The organism is Streptomyces sp. 549, from assembly GCF_030124175.1.
Taxonomy (GTDB): domain Bacteria; phylum Actinomycetota; class Actinomycetes; order Streptomycetales; family Streptomycetaceae; genus Streptomyces.
On record NZ_JASKMT010000001.1, the window covers coordinates 120,515 to 136,182 of the forward strand.

The 15,668-nt window shown below is 72.9% G+C and carries 13 protein-coding genes; 6 read left to right on the forward strand and 7 right to left on the reverse strand.

Annotation, left to right across the window (positions count from 1 at the left end):
* Window positions 1-112: 112 nt before the first annotated feature.
* Window positions 113-1,057 carry a LysR family transcriptional regulator gene (locus tag QNO07_RS00505; protein ID WP_283989261.1) on the forward strand — a complete coding sequence of 315 codons (945 nt, stop codon included), beginning with the start codon at window positions 113-115 and terminating at the stop codon, window positions 1,055-1,057.
* On the opposite strand, the gene QNO07_RS00510 is transcribed toward QNO07_RS00505, so the two are convergent.
* Window positions 1,039-2,046 (reverse strand): helix-turn-helix transcriptional regulator, encoded by a 1,008-nt coding sequence (locus QNO07_RS00510; RefSeq protein WP_283989262.1) that lies wholly within the window; start codon window positions 2,044-2,046, stop codon window positions 1,039-1,041. The two genes, QNO07_RS00505 and QNO07_RS00510, sit on opposite strands and share 19 nt — an antisense overlap.
* An 87-nt stretch (window positions 2,047-2,133) precedes the next feature.
* On the opposite strand from QNO07_RS00510, the gene QNO07_RS00515 reads away from it, so the two are divergent.
* Window positions 2,134-3,549: an FAD-binding oxidoreductase gene (locus tag QNO07_RS00515; RefSeq protein WP_283989263.1), complete on the forward strand. Its 1,416-nt coding sequence runs from the start codon at window positions 2,134-2,136 to the stop codon at window positions 3,547-3,549.
* A 155-nt stretch (window positions 3,550-3,704) separates the two neighbouring features.
* Here the strand turns inward: QNO07_RS00515 and QNO07_RS00520 are convergent, their stop codons facing one another.
* The gene (locus QNO07_RS00520; RefSeq protein WP_283989264.1) at window positions 3,705-4,805 is read right to left on the reverse strand and encodes a winged helix DNA-binding domain-containing protein; all 1,101 of its coding nucleotides are present in this window, start codon (window positions 4,803-4,805) and stop codon (window positions 3,705-3,707) included.
* Complete coding sequence (locus QNO07_RS00525) at window positions 4,802-4,924, reverse strand: hypothetical protein (protein WP_283989265.1); 123 nt, start codon at window positions 4,922-4,924, stop codon at window positions 4,802-4,804. The genes QNO07_RS00520 and QNO07_RS00525 overlap by 4 nt, the downstream gene beginning before the upstream one ends.
* A 161-nt stretch (window positions 4,925-5,085) precedes the next feature.
* On the opposite strand from QNO07_RS00525, the gene QNO07_RS00530 reads away from it, so the two are divergent.
* Window positions 5,086-6,117 (forward strand): helix-turn-helix transcriptional regulator, encoded by a 1,032-nt coding sequence (locus QNO07_RS00530; protein WP_283989266.1) that lies wholly within the window; start codon window positions 5,086-5,088, stop codon window positions 6,115-6,117.
* On the opposite strand, the gene QNO07_RS00535 is transcribed toward QNO07_RS00530, so the two are convergent.
* Window positions 6,107-6,439 carry an STAS domain-containing protein gene (locus tag QNO07_RS00535; protein ID WP_283989267.1) on the reverse strand — a complete coding sequence of 111 codons (333 nt, stop codon included), beginning with the start codon at window positions 6,437-6,439 and terminating at the stop codon, window positions 6,107-6,109. The two genes, QNO07_RS00530 and QNO07_RS00535, sit on opposite strands and share 11 nt — an antisense overlap.
* A complete protein-coding gene (locus QNO07_RS00540) occupies window positions 6,439-10,671 on the reverse strand; it encodes a SpoIIE family protein phosphatase (RefSeq protein WP_502961750.1) in 4,233 nt (1,410 codons plus the stop codon). The genes QNO07_RS00535 and QNO07_RS00540 overlap by 1 nt, the downstream gene beginning before the upstream one ends.
* 356 nt (window positions 10,672-11,027) lie before the next feature.
* On the opposite strand from QNO07_RS00540, the gene QNO07_RS00545 reads away from it, so the two are divergent.
* The 3 genes from QNO07_RS00545 (at window position 11,028) to QNO07_RS00555 (ending at window position 14,372) form a co-directional block, all read left to right on the forward strand.
* Window positions 11,028-11,384 (forward strand): STAS domain-containing protein, encoded by a 357-nt coding sequence (locus QNO07_RS00545; RefSeq protein WP_283989268.1) that lies wholly within the window; start codon window positions 11,028-11,030, stop codon window positions 11,382-11,384.
* Window positions 11,385-11,534: 150 nt separating this feature from the next.
* Window positions 11,535-13,268: an aa3-type cytochrome oxidase subunit I gene (gene ctaD / locus QNO07_RS00550; protein ID WP_502961742.1), complete on the forward strand. Its 1,734-nt coding sequence runs from the start codon at window positions 11,535-11,537 to the stop codon at window positions 13,266-13,268.
* Window positions 13,269-13,691: 423 nt separating this feature from the next.
* Window positions 13,692-14,372: an HAD family hydrolase gene (locus tag QNO07_RS00555; protein ID WP_283989270.1), complete on the forward strand. Its 681-nt coding sequence runs from the start codon at window positions 13,692-13,694 to the stop codon at window positions 14,370-14,372.
* Window positions 14,373-14,469: 97 nt separating this feature from the next.
* On the opposite strand, the gene QNO07_RS00560 is transcribed toward QNO07_RS00555, so the two are convergent.
* Complete coding sequence (locus tag QNO07_RS00560; RefSeq protein WP_283989272.1) at window positions 14,470-14,739, reverse strand: GlsB/YeaQ/YmgE family stress response membrane protein; 270 nt, start codon at window positions 14,737-14,739, stop codon at window positions 14,470-14,472.
* A 168-nt stretch (window positions 14,740-14,907) separates the two neighbouring features.
* A complete protein-coding gene (locus QNO07_RS00565) occupies window positions 14,908-15,609 on the reverse strand; it encodes a DUF4230 domain-containing protein (protein ID WP_283989273.1) in 702 nt (233 codons plus the stop codon).
* Window positions 15,610-15,668 lie beyond the last annotated feature (59 nt).

Genomic DNA, 15,668 nt, shown 5'->3' on the forward strand with positions numbered 1-15,668 from the left:
CGCGGGGGACGGCCGCCGGAGAAGGGGAGGTGCCGAGGCGCATACCGCTCACGATGGAAGCCGGGCCTCGATACGCAAAATGCATGGGCGCGGCCACCTATACGCTGAGCGTATGGGAGCGAGGCAGGAGAACACGGCGGTGCTGGAACTGCGACACCTGCGGTGCCTGGTCGCCATCATCGACACCGGCAGCTTCACTGACGCAGCGCTCCATCTGGGCACCTCGCAGGCTGCGGTCTCCCGCACACTGGCCGCCCTCGAAAAGCTCCTCGGGGTGCGTCTGCTGCACCGCACCAGCCGCAGCGTTGCGCCCACCACCGCCGGGGTGCAGGTACTCGCCCGTGCCCGCGTCCTGCTCGCCGGCGCCGACGAACTCGTCCGTGAGGCCACCACCGGCCAGAGCCGTCTCCACATCGGACACGCCTGGTCAGCGTTCGGCCAGCACACCACGGAGTTCCAGCGCCGCTGGCAGGCTCAGCACCCCGAGACCGAACTGCGCCTCATCCGTCACAACACACCCACCGGCGGCCTCGCCGAAGGGCTGTGCGACCTTGCCGTCATTCGCGCCCCTCTCGACCTGCGGCCCTGGTCACACGCGTTGGTCGGCCACGAAGCCCGCTATGTCGCCATGGCCTCCGACGACCCCTGGGCACGTCGCCGCAGCATCCGCCTGAGCGAGGTCTCCCGCCGCACCCTGGCCGTCGACCGCCGCACCGGCACCACCACCCTCGACCTGTGGCCCTCCCACGAGCAGCCGGTCCTGGAGTACACCCAGGACGTCGACGACTGGCTCGCCGTCATCGCCACCGGCCGCTGCGTCGGCCTCACCGCGCAGGCGACCGCCGCCCAGTACCGCCGGGACGGCATCACCTACCGCCCCCTGCGCGACGCGCCGCCCGTGTCCGTGCACCTCATCTGGCGTACCCACGACTCCCACCCCGCCACCCACACGGCCATCGCCCTGGCCGGCGCGCTCTACCGCGGGGGCCCGCCACCACCGGGCCGGGGTGAACGGTCGGGTCATCGGGGCAGGAGCGTTCAACCGGGGCGGGAGTAGAGCTCGACCAGGGCGGCGGCGGCGCGCGAGACCTCCCGGACGGCCTCGGGCGGGCCGAGTACCTCCACGTCCGTGCCGAACTGGAGCAGTTGGCGAGCTGCCACCGGCACCGGGTACTCCAACTCCACCGTCAGCCAGGCGTCATCGGTCAGCAGGTGTCTCCCGTCCGCCGGCTTCTCCGCCTCCGACGAGTCCGCCCCGACCTCCCGGAGGAAGTGCGGGCGGGTGAGCCGGCGGAGCATGTCCAGTCGGCGCCGACGCACCCGTGCCCTGACGACGACTTCCCCGCCGCGGTGCTCGACCTCCCGGCGCAACTCCTCCCAGACGTCCCCGAGTTCCACTTCAGCCCGGCGGGCTACCGGCTCCGAGGTGACAGCGACGTCGTGCAGCCGGTCGGCGCGGAAGAGCCGGGGGCGCCCTGCCCGGTCAGCAACGAGGTACCACGTACCTGCCTTGCAGACGAGGCCGTACGGGTCGACCCCGTACACGTCGGCGGCGGCGCGGCCACTGTGCCGGTAGACGATCCGCAGCCGGCGGTCGGCGAGGACTGCGTCGTACAGCTCGTCCACCAGGAGTTGGTCGTGTGGCCCGCCGAGCCAGCCGTCGGGGTCGATCAGCAGTCTCCGGCTCGTCAGCTCGGCGGCCGGCCGGTGCGGCGCCGGCAGCGCGGCCATGACCTTGCGCAGCGCCGAGCCCAGCGCCCGGTCCAGCCCGAGCGCGGAGTGCGCGCTCTGCCCGACGAGGACGAACAGGGCTCGCGCCTCGTCCCGCGTCAACCCCGTCACATTGGTGCGGAATCCGGGCAGCAACCGGACACCTCCGTACCGCCCTCGTTCGGCGTAGACGGGGATGCCCGCCGCCGACAGAGCCTCGACGTCCCGGTAGACCGTGCGCACCGAGACCTCCAGGCGCCGGGCCAGCTCCGTCGCCGGCACTCGCTCCCGCTGCTGCAGCAGCAGGAGGATGGACAGCAGCCGGTCGAATTTCACCTTCCGAGTCTCGCCCATACCTGACGGGCGGTGTCAGGTTTCGGCCCCACGATGGCGCGCACCGGTACCAGTCGAACGGAGAAACCTGTGAAGCACACCGATATCCGGACGCTCGCCTCCCGCGTTGCGGGGCCCGTACTGCTGCCCCACGACGAGGGGTACGACCAGGAGCGCACGGGGGCGAACCTCGCTGTCCGCCACGAGCCCGAGGTGATCGTCGGAGCCACACGGGCCGAGGACGTCCAGGAGGCGGTCCGCTTCGCCTCGCGCCGGGGCCTGCCGGTCGCCGTGCAGTGCACCGGGCACGGCTATTCCGTCGCTGCGCGGGGCGGACTGCTCATCACCACGGGCCGCATGACAGGCGTCGAGATCGATCCGGACCGGCGGACGGTGAGCGTCCAGGCGGGCGTCCGCTTCGAGCACGTCGTTCCCGCGGCGGCACGGTACGGGCTGGCACCTCTGAACGGCTCGGCCCCGCATGTCGGCGTCGTCTCCTACGTGCTCGGCGGCGGCGTGGGCCTGCTGGTGCGTACCTACGGCTACGCCTCGGACCGGGTGCGCAGGCTGGAGCTGGTGACCGCCGACGGGGATCTGCGCACGGTCACAGCGGACGACGACCCGGACCTGTACTGGGCGGTGGTGGGGGGCCGCGACAACTTCGGGATCGTGACCCGGTTGGACATGGATCTGGTGCCGGTGTCCCGGTTGTACGGCGGAGGCCTGTTCTTCGACGCCGAAGCCGCGCCCGGCGTTCTGCACGCCTATGTGCGATGGGCGAGGGACATGCCCAGGGAGATGAACTCCTCGGTCGCGCTGATCCCCATGCCCGACGGCCCGGAGGTGCCCGAGCCGATGCGGGGCCGGCACGTTTACCACGTGCGGATCGCCTGCACCGCCGGCGCCGAGGAGGGCGAGGGGCTGGTCGCGCCGCTGCGGGAGGCCGGGCCCGTTCTGCTGGAGGCACTGCGGGACATGCCTTACGCGGAGAGCGCCTCCATCCACGACGAGCCGCCGTTCCCGGTCCCCTTCCAGCGGGAGAGCGCCCTGCTGCGGGAGGCCGGCGACGACGTGCTGAGGGCGCTGCTGAAGCACGCGGGTCCGCAGGCGCCGGTTCCGTGCGTGGTGGAGCTGCGCCACCTCGGCGGTGCCGCGGCCGAACCGCCCGAGCGTGCGAACTCGGTGGCGCACCGGGACGCCCCGTTCCTGCTGTCCGTGGTCACTCTGCTGTTCGGAGGCACCGTCGAGGGCACCCGTCCGGTGTACCGGCAACTCCTCAAGGCGCTTGAGCCGTACTCCTCGGGCGCCCGCCTCAACTTCCTCGGTTTCGGCGCCAACGCCGGCGAGGACCGGGTCCGCGCCGCCTACACGCCGCCCGACCTGGAACGGCTGGCGCGGCTGAAGGCCGTCCACGACCCGCAGAACCTGTACCGCCTCAACTACAACATCCCGCCGACCACCGCCGACGCAACTGCCCCCGTGCCAGGCCGCATCCGCGAGCGCTGACGTGTAGGTCGCCACCGGCCGTGGTCGACCAGGTACGGCATCCGTCCTGGTCGACCACGGCCCGCGCACATGCGCACGCGTTCACGTCCGCAGGCCCCGTACAGCGAACGGTCGGAGCCGCCCGGACGGGGAACGGTTCCTCCCGGACGTTGCGTTCAGGCGGCAGACGCGGCGAGGCGGGCGCGGTCGCTCTCTCCTTCGGAGAGGAAGACCGCGACGGACTGCCCTTCCTCCTGGACGGCTGTGCGGTCGGCCCGGGAGAGACGGCCGAGAGGGCTGACGACCACCGTGTCGGCCTCGACGGTCCACGTCGCCGAGACCCGGCCGTCGACCAGCACCACGCGGGCTCCGGCCACCGACAGGCCGCGGTGGGCGTCGTCGATGACGCGGGTGCGGTCGTCGAAGCCGAGGATCGCGTTGTCGAACGCTGGGAGGAACCGCACGGGTGCGGGGGTGTCGGGGTCGGGGCGGGGTGCGTCGGGCAGGTCCAGAAGTTCCCGGCCGCGCTCGTCGCGGAAGCAGACCAGCTCCTCCCGCAGCGCGGTGACCGCCGCGGGCAGACCGCTGAGACCGCACCAGGCGCGGAGGTCGGCCGAGGCGGCGGGGCCGTACGCGGCCAGGTAGCGCCTGGCCAGAGCCTGGCCGACCGGGTCGGAACCGTCCGGGACGAGCGGGTCGACGTCACGGCCCAGCCATGTGGCGAGCGGCACGTACCGCACGCCCGCCTTCGTACGCCACAGGCCGCGCGGAGGCAGCTGGACCATCGGGACGAGGGCGGCGGCCAGCACCTCGCCGAGCACCCGCGGGCCGGGAGTCGGCCAGCGGTCGGCAAGCGCGCGGGCCAGCTCGGCCATCGTGCGGGGTGTGCCGTCGCCCATGACACGCCGACCGGCCGCTGCGAGGGCGTCGAGGTCGACGGCGGCGAGCTCGCGGCGGTAGGCGCCGACCGTGCGCTGGCGCAGCATGGCGTCGTGCCGGGCCCGCCAGGCCAGGGCGTCGCCGGCGGTGACGAGGTGCACGGTCCGCCGCATGAGGTGGGTCCGCACCAGGTCACGCGACACCAGCAGGTCGTCGAGCGCCGCCGGGTCGAACGCGCGCAGACGCGACCAGAGCCCGACGAACGGCTCCTGCGGCTCCTGCGCCTGGAGTCCGCCGAGGTGGGCGACGGCGTCGTGCACGGGGACGGCGACGCGGTCGAGCAACAGCTGCCGGGCGAGCGTCGCCCGGTTGAGGGCGCGGGCGCACAGCACGGTCACCGGGCCACCGCCGGTCGTGCGCCGGCGGGACGCCGCCGGGGCGGTACCCCGGCGGGTGCGCTGCGGCCGGTCCGGTCCGGCGCGTGCGCCGCCACCTCCGGGTCGGCGTTGACGGTCATGCTCGGTTCCCTGCCTCTCGTGGACGACGTCCTCGACTCGCACCTCCCGGCGACGGCCGGCCCCCGAACGGGTCCGGCCGGTCCGGCGGCCCGGGTCGGCTCGTCCACTGTGGCAGCGGAAGCGGTCTGTTCCTGACCGCTTCCGCGGCACCATGGGAGCCATGCAGAAGACCTCGTCGCGACTGCTGTCGCTGCTCTCGATGCTCCAGGCACGCCGCGACTGGCCGGGGGCGCTGCTGGCCGAGCGGCTGGACGTCAGCCCCCGTACGGTGCGCCGGGACGTCGAGCGGCTGCGTGAACTGGGCTACCCCGTCCAGGCGACGAAGGGCCCGGAGGGCGGCTACCGGCTCGCTGCCGGGACCGAGCTGCCGCCACTCGTCTTCGACGACGAGCAGGCGGTGGCCCTCGCGGTGGCGCTCCAACTCGCCACCGGAACGGGCGCCGGCATCGAGGAGGCCGCCGCCCGCGCGCTGAACACCGTCCGGCAGGTGATGCCCGCCCGGCTGCGCCGGCGCATCGACTCCCTCCGGTTCACCGCCGTGGAGCGGCCGGTGGCCACGCCGGACCAGCGGGTCGGCGCCTCGGTGCTGGTGGCGCTCAGCGCGGCCGCCCACGCCCGCGAGGTGCTGCGCTTCGACTACGCCTCCGGCGCCCCCTCCGGTGGCGGCCGGGACGACGACGCGGCTGCCCCGCCGCGCCGGGCCGAGCCGCACCACCTCGTCACCTGGGGCGGGCGCTGGTACCTGGTCGCCTGGGACCTCGACCGCGAGGACTGGCGCACTTTCCGGGCGGACCGGATCACCCCGCGAATCCCGACCGGCCCCCGCTTCACTCCGCGCGAGGTGCCGGGCGGTGACGTGGCGGCGTTCGTCGCCCGCAGGTTCCACGGTTCGAACGACGCGGGCGAGCAGCTCTGCCGGGGCGAGGTGATCCTCGGTCTGCCCGCCGCCGCCGTGTCGCGGTACACACGGGACGGCATGGTCGAGGAACTGGGCGCGGACCGCTGCCGCCTTGTCCTGGGCTCCTGGTCGTGGCACGGGCTGGCCGGCTTCATCGCACGGTTCGACGCGGACATCGAGGTGGTCGGCCCGCCCGAGCTGAGGGACGCGTTCGCCCACCTGGCGGACCGCTGCACCCGGGCGGCCGGCTCCCCTCCGGTTGGTGCGGCGGGGACAGCCGGGGCTACGGAGTGACCGGAGGAGAGCCGGCACCGGTGTCGTGGCCGGGGCCGGACTCGTGCACGGCGGTGAGCTCGGCGAGGCCGGAGACGGCCAGCACGGGCGCGACGGACGGGGCGGCGATCACCTCGATGCGGTCCGCATGGGCGAACAGCACGCTCAGGCCCGCGCTGTCCAGGTACCCCACGGCGGTCAGATCCACGACGAGACGGCCCCGCGTGCCGTCGAGGGCTTCGGCGAAGGCGTCCGCGTTGCTCATGTCGATCTCGCCGGCCACCGCGAGCAGGGCGGTGCCGTCGGGACGCTGCCCGGGAGTGACGGTCAGCTCGGTGGTCATCAGGAGATCCTCGTGTGCATGTCGACGGTGGTCCCAGTGGCACCGCGTGTGATGGTGACGTGTTGCATCAGGGCGCGCATCAGCCCCACTCCCCGCCCCCGGTGGGAGTTCTCCGCGGGCTGCGGCGGCTGCCAGGAGCCGGTGTCGGAGACGGTGAGGCGCAGGTTGTCGGCGAAGGCCTCCGCCCGCAGCCGGACGGTTCCGCCGGGCGCGTCGCGGTGGCCGTGCTCGATGGCGTTGGCGCACGCCTCACCGGCGGCCACCAGCACGCCCTGGGCGGTCCGCGACGGGACCTGGCACTGGCTGAGCCAGCCGCGCAGTGCCTGGCGGACCGGTGCCAGCTCGGCGGAGTGCGCCGGGAAGGCGACGTCCAGGGGGGCCGGGTGCCGGTAGAGCAGCAGCGCGACGTCGTCGTCGTAGCCGTCTGCGGGGGCGAGGCGGACCATGACGCGGTCGGCGAGGTCGTCGACGGCGACGTCCCGGCCCTCCCGTACCGCCTCCCCGGCCTGTTCGATGCCCACGTCCAGCGAGCGGCGGCGGCGTTCGACGAGCCCGTCGGTGTAGAGCATGAGTGTGGCGCGGGCGGGCAGGGTGTTCCGGCCCTCGGGCCGCGGCCGTCCGGGCCGGACGGCCAGCGGCACGGACCGGCCCCCGTCGAGCAGGTGCGTCTCGCCGTCGGCGGTCACCAGGATGCCGGGCGGGTGCCCGGCGCTGGAGTAGGTCAGCTGCCCGGTCTCGGGAACCAGCACGCCGCAGAAGACGGTGGTGCACACGGCCCCGGGAATGCCGGCCGCGAAGTGGTCGAGCGCCATCAGGGTCCGGGCGGGGCTGGCGTCCTGGAGCAGCAGGGCACGGCACGCGCTGCGCAGCTGCCCCATGACGGTGGCGGCCTCCAGGCCGCGGCCCACGCAGTCGCCGACGACGATGCCGATGCGGCCGTCCGTCAGCGCGAAGGTGTCGTACCAGTCGCCGCCCACCTCCAGGGGCCGGCCGGCGGGTTCGTAGCGGACCGCGAACCCGTCGGGGAGCTGCGCGGGGCCGAGGATGGCGCGCTGCAGGGCGACGGCCGTGTCGCGCTGCTGGTCGATCTGGTGGGCCCGTACCAGTCCCTGCGCGAGCCGTCCGGCCAGCAGGGACAGCAGCAGCTGGTCCTCCTCGCTGAACGGGCGGTGGTCGCCCAGGTCGATCCACAGCGCCATCGGGCCGTCCGGGTGCTCCAGCAGGACGCCGGCGCCGGTGCGGGTGGTCGTCGGGGTGAGCAGGGGGCGCTCGCTCAGGCCGGTCAGGACACGACGGCGCTCCTCCGGCAGGTCGCGCCAGGTGCCGGTCGCCGCTCCGGAGCCGGTGCCGGGGTCACAGCCGGTGCCGGTGCGGCCGGGGGTCTCGGGGCCGGGGGCGGTGCTGCTGACGGTGAGGGCGGGGTCGCCGTGCGGGACGAAGACCGCCGAGAGCACCCGGTCGGCGCGCCACATCTCCCGCAGTTCCCCCAGCGCCCCCGCCAGCGCCTCGGGCAGGCTGGTTGCCTGGGCCAGGACGGTGCTCAGCGAGGCGAGGGCCTGCTGGCGCTGGACGGCGTAGTGCTCGGCGGTGACGTCCCGGAAGGTGCCTACGGTGACGCGCCGTCCGGTGTCGGGGTCCCGGGCTCGGTTGTAGGCGACGCTGATCCACAGCCGGTGCCCGTCGCGATGGGTGACCGGCACGGTGAACCGGCCCTGCCCCTCCCTGAGCAGGGTGTCGAACGCCGCGGCCATCTCGCGGTGGGCCTCGGGGTCGGCCTCGGCGTCCGGCCACCAGGGGTGCAGCGCGGCGAAGGGCAGCTCGTCGGGGCGGTGGCCGAGGATGTCGGTGAACGCGGTGTTGATCTCGATGACGGCGCCCGCCTCGTCGCAGACGAAGAAGGCCTCCTGCATCGAGTCCACCAGCGCGGTGCGCCAGCGGGCGTGATGGCTGCGCAGCCGGGCCAGTTCCGCGTTGGCCCGTACCCGGGCCAGCAGTTCGGCGGCGGCGAAGGGCTTGACCAGGTAGTCGTCGGCACCGGCCTGGAGGCCTTCGATCGACGCCTCCTGACCGGCCTTCGCGGACAGCAGCAGCACGGGCAAGGCGGCGGTGCGCGGGTCGGCACGCAGCGCTCCCACGAGCGACAGCCCGTCCCGGCGCGGCATCATCACGTCGCTGACCACCAGGTCGGGGGCGTCGGAGCGGACGGCTTCCAGGGCTTCCTGGCCGTCGTGGGCGGTGCTGACCCGGTAGCCGGCGTCCCGCAGGATACGGGAGAGGTACTCGCGCATGTCGGCGTTGTCGTCGGCTACCAGTACCCGTGCCGGGGCGGACGGTACGGGCCCGGAGGCCGCCGCGGGAACGGTGGCCCCGGCCGGGTCGACGGCGGCGTGCAGCGCGGGTGCCAGGGGGTCGTCCGACGGCAGCCACCGTTGCGCCTCCTGCACGTAGGGGGCGGCGGACGCGGTCGCCGTGCCGTCGGCGGGCTCGGGTGTTCCGGCGGGGAGATGGTCGGAGCCGAACGGCAGGCGGACGGTGAAGCGGGTGCCCTCGCCCTCGGTGCTGTCGGCGCTGATCGTGCCGCCGTGCAGGGCGACGAGTTCCTTGACCAGGGCGAGCCCGATGCCGCTGCCCTCGTTGGAGCGCGAGCGGGCGTTCTCGATGCGGTGGAACCGCTCGAAGAGCCGGGGCATCTCGTCGGCGGGAACACCGGTGCCGGTGTCGGCGACGGTGACCACCGCATGGCTGCCCTCGGCGCGCACCGCTACCCGGATCGAGCCGTCGAAGGTGAACTTCAGGGCGTTGCTGAGCAGGTTCAGTATCACCTTCTCCCACATGCCGGGGTCGATGTGGACCGGCTCGGGCAGCGGCGGGCAGTCGACGTCGAAGGTGAGGCCGGCGCCGTCCACCGCGGAGCGGAAGACGCTGGCCAGTTCCGTCAGCACGGCGGCCAGGTCGACCGGGGTGAAGCGGGCCTGCATCCGGCCGGCTTCGATCCGGGAGAAGTCCAGCAGCGTGTTGACCAGCTTGCTCAGGCGCAGCCCGTTGCGGTGGATGGCCTCCAGTTCCTGCCGCACCCGTTCGTCGGCCCCGGCGAGGCGGCCCCGCAGCTCCTCCACCGGGCCCATGATCAGGGTGAGCGGGGTGCGGAACTCGTGGCTGACGTTGGAGAAGAACGTGGTCTTGGCACGGTCGAGTTCGGCGAGTTCGTCGGCGCGCTGCTGCTGGGCCCGGTAGCTGCGGGCGCTGGCGATACCCGCCGCGATGTGCCCGGCGACCAGGTCCAGAAAGCCCCGGTAGCCCTCGTCCAGCGGCCGGTACTTGTTGAGTGCGGCCACCAGGAAGCCGTACGGCGAGCTGCCCTGCCGCAGCAGCGGCACCAGGAGGGCCTGGTCCGGGGGCTCGGCCCAGTCCCCGGTGGGCAGGGCGGCTGGGTCGAGATCCACCAGGACCGGTTCGCCCCGCTCCAGCGCGGCGGCGGGCCACACGCCGCTCTCCCCGTCGGCCGGCAGCTCGGGAGCGGCCGGGTGCCCGGCGGGAATGCCGGTCGCTCCCGCCAGCCGTGCGCTGCCGTCGTCCTGGAACAGGTAGGTGAGGCTGAACGGCAGGTCGCGCAGGTTGCGGCCGAGCTGCCGCCCGGCGAACGCCAGCGTCTCCTCCTCGGTGCGCACCACGCTGGGGTCTGAGCCCAGGTCGCGCAGGGTGGCCATGCGGCGCTCCCCGATGACCCGCTCGGTGTCCTCGCGGACCACGCACAGCATGCCCACGACCTCGCCGGAGTCGTCCCGCAGCGGGCTGTAGGAGAACGTGTGGTACGTCTCCTCCGGATAGCCCGAACGCCCCAGGAAGAGCAGCAGCGCCTCGTCCCAGGTGGCTCGGCCCGTGGACAGTACGGTGTCGATGCGCGGACCGATGTCGTCCCAGATCTCGGACCACACCTCACTCGCCGACCGGCCCAGCGCCCAGGGGTACTTCCGGCCCAGGGTGTCCTTGCGGTAGGCGGCGTTGCAGAAGAACGTCAGCTCCGGCCCCCACGCCATCCACATCGAGAAGCGGGACGACAGCAGGATGCTGACCGCCGTCCGCAGGCTCTGCGGCCAGTCGGAGGGGGCGCCCAGGGGCGTCGCCAGCCAGTCGACCGCCGCCAGGTCGCGGCCGATGTCGCCGTCGGCGGCGAACACGTCCGTTCCGGCTCCGGGCTCCGCCCGGCGGCCGCTGCCCTCGGGACCTGTCACTGCCACCCCGCACGCTCCTGTCGATCACCCGCGGCCGATGCGCGTCCGGCCGCGTCGCGGTGGTCCGCGGGGTACGCCTTGCGACTCGTTCCCCGCACCGCCGCCCGCACACCTCACGATCGCGCTGCGCGATCTCACCCGCGCCCGCATGCGGCATCCCCGCGCGCCGGGCCCGCGGTCCGTAGGATGAGGCGGTGCCGCGACCGGTTGTCCGCCGGGCCCACCGGTGGGCGGACAGGCGATCCGGTCGGCCCAGGCATGTGTCGCCGACTCGGGAGAAGGAGGGAAGGACCGCCTGCGCAGCCCTCATCGTCCGACCTGCCCCGCACAGCCCTCCGACCCGTACAGGAGAACCGGTGCCCCACCGCGCCATCACAGTCACCAGCCGCAACCACTCTGCCGGAGCGACGGTGCTTACCGTGGCAGGTGAACTCGACCACCACACCGCGCCCCGCTTCGCCGACGCCCTCGCGGAGACCCCGTTCGGGCCCGGCACGCCCGTGGTGCTCGACCTGGCGGGGGTGTCCTACTGCGACTCCACCGGCATCACCGTGCTGGTCACCGCCTACCGGCGGGCCGAGGAGACGGGCTGCCGCCTGCTGCTCGCCGGCACCGGCCCCGACCTGCTGCGGGTGCTGCAGATCGTCGGTCTCGACCAGGTCTTCGACTTCCGGCCCTCCACCGAGCAGGCGCTCGACGCACTGCGGAGCTGAGCCGCGGGCCGGCCCCCGGGCGGGCCGGATCCGTCACCGCGTCAACCGCCCGACGGCACGTCACCCACCGGGAGGAAGCGCCGGTTTGCCGGTTTCGGCGCCGGGTACACCGCTGCGCGACCTGGTTGCTCAAGCCCCGAGGGAACGCCCATGGTGACGACCGCCTCCTCCCCGCCCGGTACGGGGTTCAGCACGCCTCGGAGTCCGGGGCAGGTGGCGGTCGACTGGATGACGACCACCGATCACAAGAAGATCGGCAACCTCTACCTGGCGACGTCCTTCGTGTTCTTCCTGATCGGCGGCGTGGCGGCCCTGCTGATGCGGGCCGAGCTGGCCCGTCCGGGGCTGCAGCTCATCACCAACACCCAGTACAACCAGTCGTTCACCATGCACGGCACCGTGATGCTGCTGCTGTTCGCCACCCCGACGTTCGCCGGCTTCGCCAACGCCGTGATGCCGCTTCAGATCGGCTCCCCGGACGTGGCGTTCCCCCGGCTGAACATGCTGTCCTACTGGCTGTTCCTGTTCGGCGGCCTCATGGTGGTCGGCAGCATGCTGACCGTCAGCGGCCCGCCCGACTTCGGCTGGACGGCGTACACACCGCTGAGCCGGGAGGAGCGCAGTCCCGGCCTGGGGCCGGACCTGTGGATCATGGGTCTGGTGCTGTCGGGTTTCGGCACCATCCTGGGCGCGGTCAACTTCATCACCACCATCATCTGCATGCGCGCGCCCGGCATGACGATGTTCCGGATGCCGATCTTCACCTGGAACGTGCTCTTCACGTCCGTCCTGGTGCTGCTCGCCTTCCCCGTGCTGGCCGCCGCCCTCATGGCGCTGGAGGCCGACCGGCGGTTCGGTTCGCAGGTCTTCGCCCCCGAGAACGGCGGCGCGCTGCTGTGGCAGCACCTGTTCTGGTTCTTCGGCCACCCGGAGGTCTACATCCTGGCGCTGCCGTTCTTCGGCATGATCACGGAGATCATCCCGGTGTTCTCCCGGCGCCCGATCTTCGGCTACATCGGGCTGGTCGGCGCCACCATCGCCATCACCGGCCTGTCGGTTGCGGTGTGGGCGCACCACATGTTCGCCACCGGCGCGGTACTGATGCCGTTCTTCTCCTTCATGACGTTCCTCATCGCCGTGCCCACGGGGGTGAAGTTCTTCAACTGGATCGGCACCATGTGGAAGGCCTCGCTCTCCTTCGAGACACCGATGCTGTGGTCCGTCGGCTTCCTCGTCACCTTCCTCTTCGGCGGCCTGACCGGCGTCCTCCTGGCCTCGCCGCCGCTGGACTGGCACGCGCACGACAGCTACTTCGTCGTGGGGCACTTCCACTACGTGCTGTTCGGGACGATCGTGTTCGCGATGTTCGGGGGTTTCCACTTCTGGTGGCCCAAGCTCACCGGGCTGATGCTCGACGAACGGCTCGGGAAGATCCACTTCTGGACACTGTTCGTCGGCTTCCACCTCACCTTCCTCGTCCACCACTGGCTGGGGGCCGAGGGCATGCCGCGCCGCTACGCCGACTACCTGCACGCGGACGGGTTCACCGCGCTCAACACGCTGTCCTCGATCGGCGCCTTCCTGCTCGGCCTGTCGACGCTGCCGTTCCTGTACAACGTGTGGAAGACCGCCAAGCGGGGCGAGCGGGTCACGGTGGACGACCCGTGGGGCTTCGGCCGCTCGCTGGAGTGGGCGACGTCCTGCCCGCCGCCGCGCCACAACTTCCACGCGCTGCCGCAGATCAGGTCCGACTCCCCCGCGTTCGACCTGCACCACCCGCGGATCGCCGCGATGGACCGGGAGCAGAACGCGGGCCGCAAGGACGTGGTCGAACCGGGCAAGGGTGTCGCGGATCCGCTGGAGGAGCCTCCCGGCGACCGCTGAGCGGCGGGCGGGCGTCCCCGGCGCCGCAAGGCGCCCCGGTGAGAGGCGCCACACCTGGCGCCGGGGGCTGCCCGAGGTGGTTGGGGCGGGCTGTGGCGGGCACGCGGGACGCACCGTGCCCGCCACCGGAGCCGATCCCCGGCGGTGGCCGCGGCTGACCGCCGGACGGGGCATCCCGCCACCCGGTGGGCGCCGCCTCCGCCGCGTCGGGGCACCCGGACGGCCGGTTCGCGGTACGACAGCGTGACAGCACGGCCGGAAGGCCGCAGAACCACGGAGGTGCCCGATGGCCACTGACCCACTCCTCCCGCCACCGGCGGGCCGCGCACCGGCCCGGGACGACAGCCCCGGCCGGCCGACGCGCACCGCGCCCGTCCCCGGCGGGCACAGCACGTGCCGCCGCGACCGCCGGGCGGTCGGGCGATGATCCGGCGGAAGGCCGTGCTGTTCGACGTGGACGGCACCCTGGTGGACAGCACCTACCTGCACGCGGTGACGTGGTGGGAGGCGTTCCGGCAGGCCGGCCACACGGTTCCGATGAAGTGCGTGCACCGCGCGGTCGGCATGGGGTCGGACAAGCTCCTCGACCACCTCCTCGACGACGACCGCGACCGGGACTCGGACGACGGCATGGTCCGTGCGCACTCCGCGCTCTACGCCGAGTACGAGGCACGTCTCGCCCCGCTGCCCGGCGCCTCGGAGCTGCTGCGCAGCTGCGCGCGCATCGGCTGGACGGTGGTCCTGGCCAGTTCGGCGGCCGGACCCGAACTGGACTGGATGCGGTCGGCGCTGGACGCCGACAAGGTGATCGCGGCGGCCACCACCGCCGACGACGTGAAGGCCAGCAAGCCCGCCCCGGACCTGGTGGAACGGGCACTGGAACTGGGCGGCGCCCGGCCGGAGGAGGCGCTGTTCGTCGGCGACACCGTGTGGGACGTCGAAGCCTGCAGGGAGGCCGGTGTGCCCTGCATCGGGGTGGCGAGCGGCCCCTACGACGAGGCGGAACTGACCCGGGCCGGTGCGGTGGAGGTGTACCGGGACCCGCAGGACCTGCTCGACCGGCTGGACTCCAGCATGCTGGGCGACCGCACCGTCAGGGAGTGACCGGGCCCTGAGCCGCGGAACGGCAGGGGCGCGGTACCGCCTCGCGGTACCGCGCCCCTGCCGTGGGTGCCCGTGGGTCAGCCGTGTGTCCGCGCGGTCACCCCCGCGCTCGTCCCCCGGTGACCACCCGGTAGATGATCAGGAGGATCACGGAACCGACGATCGCCGCGATCCACGTGGAGAGCTGGAAGAAGCCGTCCACCGATTCGATCCCGAACACGACCCGGCCCAGCCAGCCGCCGAGCAGCGCGCCGACGATGCCGAGAAGCATCGTGATGACGCAGCCGCCGGGGTCCTTGCCAGGCATGAGGGCCTTGGCGATGGCACCGGCGATCAGGCCGAGCAGAATCCAGCCAATGATGGTCATGACAATCTCCAGGGTGTGAACACGACATCCGATTCGTAAGCCCGACTTCCCTCAGCAGGACGCGGCAAACCCCGTTGTCGCTGGTGGGGACGTGTGCGGGTGGCTGTGGGAGCCGGGAGGGACACGGGTCAGGGGCGGGCGGGGCCACCGGGGTTCCCGTGGTTCTGGCTACTCCTCCTTTCCGTAGCGGACGGTGACCTGCTCGAACCCGAGGGAGCCGAGCAGGCCCTTGAGCATGCTGGTGGTGTTCTTCTCCGCCCGGTCGGTCAGCTCGCTGTCCTTCGCGGCGTCCCCGATGTGCCGGGCGGCCAGTTTCTGCACGGCCCGTTCGTCGCCGGGGTTGTCGGAGAAGAAGTCGCCCAGCCGGTCGAGCAGGCCGCGCTGCTTGCTCACCGCGTACGAGCGGTCCGGATCGAGCGAGGGCCTGCCGAGTTCGGCACGCGGCAGGACGAGCGTGGCCGCGGTGCGCTCCTCGTTGACGCTCACCTGGTCCTCACCGACGGATCCCAGGTCCACGTAGGCGTCGACGCTGCCGGCGCCGATGTACAGCGTGCGGGAGCCGCGGATCGCGTCGGGCAGGAACTTCGCGTCCTTCTCCAGGTCGACGACGACCTGGAAGTTGCCCGAGGCCGCCTGGAAGCGGCTCATGTCCTGGATGGACTGCAGCAGTGTCGGCCCGGTGCGGTCCCGGGTCTCCTCGCCGAAGAGGTCCTGCACCCCGGGGATCAGGCTGAAGCGCGCCACCAGGGCGAGTGCGGTCACCGCCACGGCGAGCCCGATCAGCAGCTTCGCCCACCACGGCAAGGCGCGCGGCCGGGCGGCCCGCGGGTCGTCGGTACGGTCACGGTCGGTTCGGGTGTCCCGATCCATCGCTGTGTCCTCCTGCCGGAGGGCGCTCCCCTCCTGCACACCGCATGCCCACCCGACGG

What these genes read in the sequence shown, in the direction of transcription:
- QNO07_RS00505 (WP_283989261.1), top strand. Translation starts at nt 113, where the DNA reads ATGGGAGCGAGGCAGGAGAACACGGCGGTGCTGGAACTGCGACACCTG.
- ctaD (WP_502961742.1), top strand. Translation starts at nt 11,535, where the DNA reads ATGGTGACGACCGCCTCCTCCCCGCCCGGTACGGGGTTCAGCACGCCT.
- QNO07_RS00560 (WP_283989272.1), bottom strand. Translation starts at nt 14,739, where the DNA reads ATGACCATCATTGGCTGGATTCTGCTCGGCCTGATCGCCGGTGCCATC.
- QNO07_RS00565 (WP_283989273.1), bottom strand. Translation starts at nt 15,609, where the DNA reads ATGGATCGGGACACCCGAACCGACCGTGACCGTACCGACGACCCGCGG.
- QNO07_RS00525 (WP_283989265.1), bottom strand. Translation starts at nt 4,924, where the DNA reads ATGACCGTCAACGCCGACCCGGAGGTGGCGGCGCACGCGCCGGACCGG.
- QNO07_RS00555 (WP_283989270.1), top strand. Translation starts at nt 13,692, where the DNA reads ATGATCCGGCGGAAGGCCGTGCTGTTCGACGTGGACGGCACCCTGGTG.
- QNO07_RS00530 (WP_283989266.1), top strand. Translation starts at nt 5,086, where the DNA reads ATGCAGAAGACCTCGTCGCGACTGCTGTCGCTGCTCTCGATGCTCCAG.
- QNO07_RS00535 (WP_283989267.1), bottom strand. Translation starts at nt 6,439, where the DNA reads ATGACCACCGAGCTGACCGTCACTCCCGGGCAGCGTCCCGACGGCACC.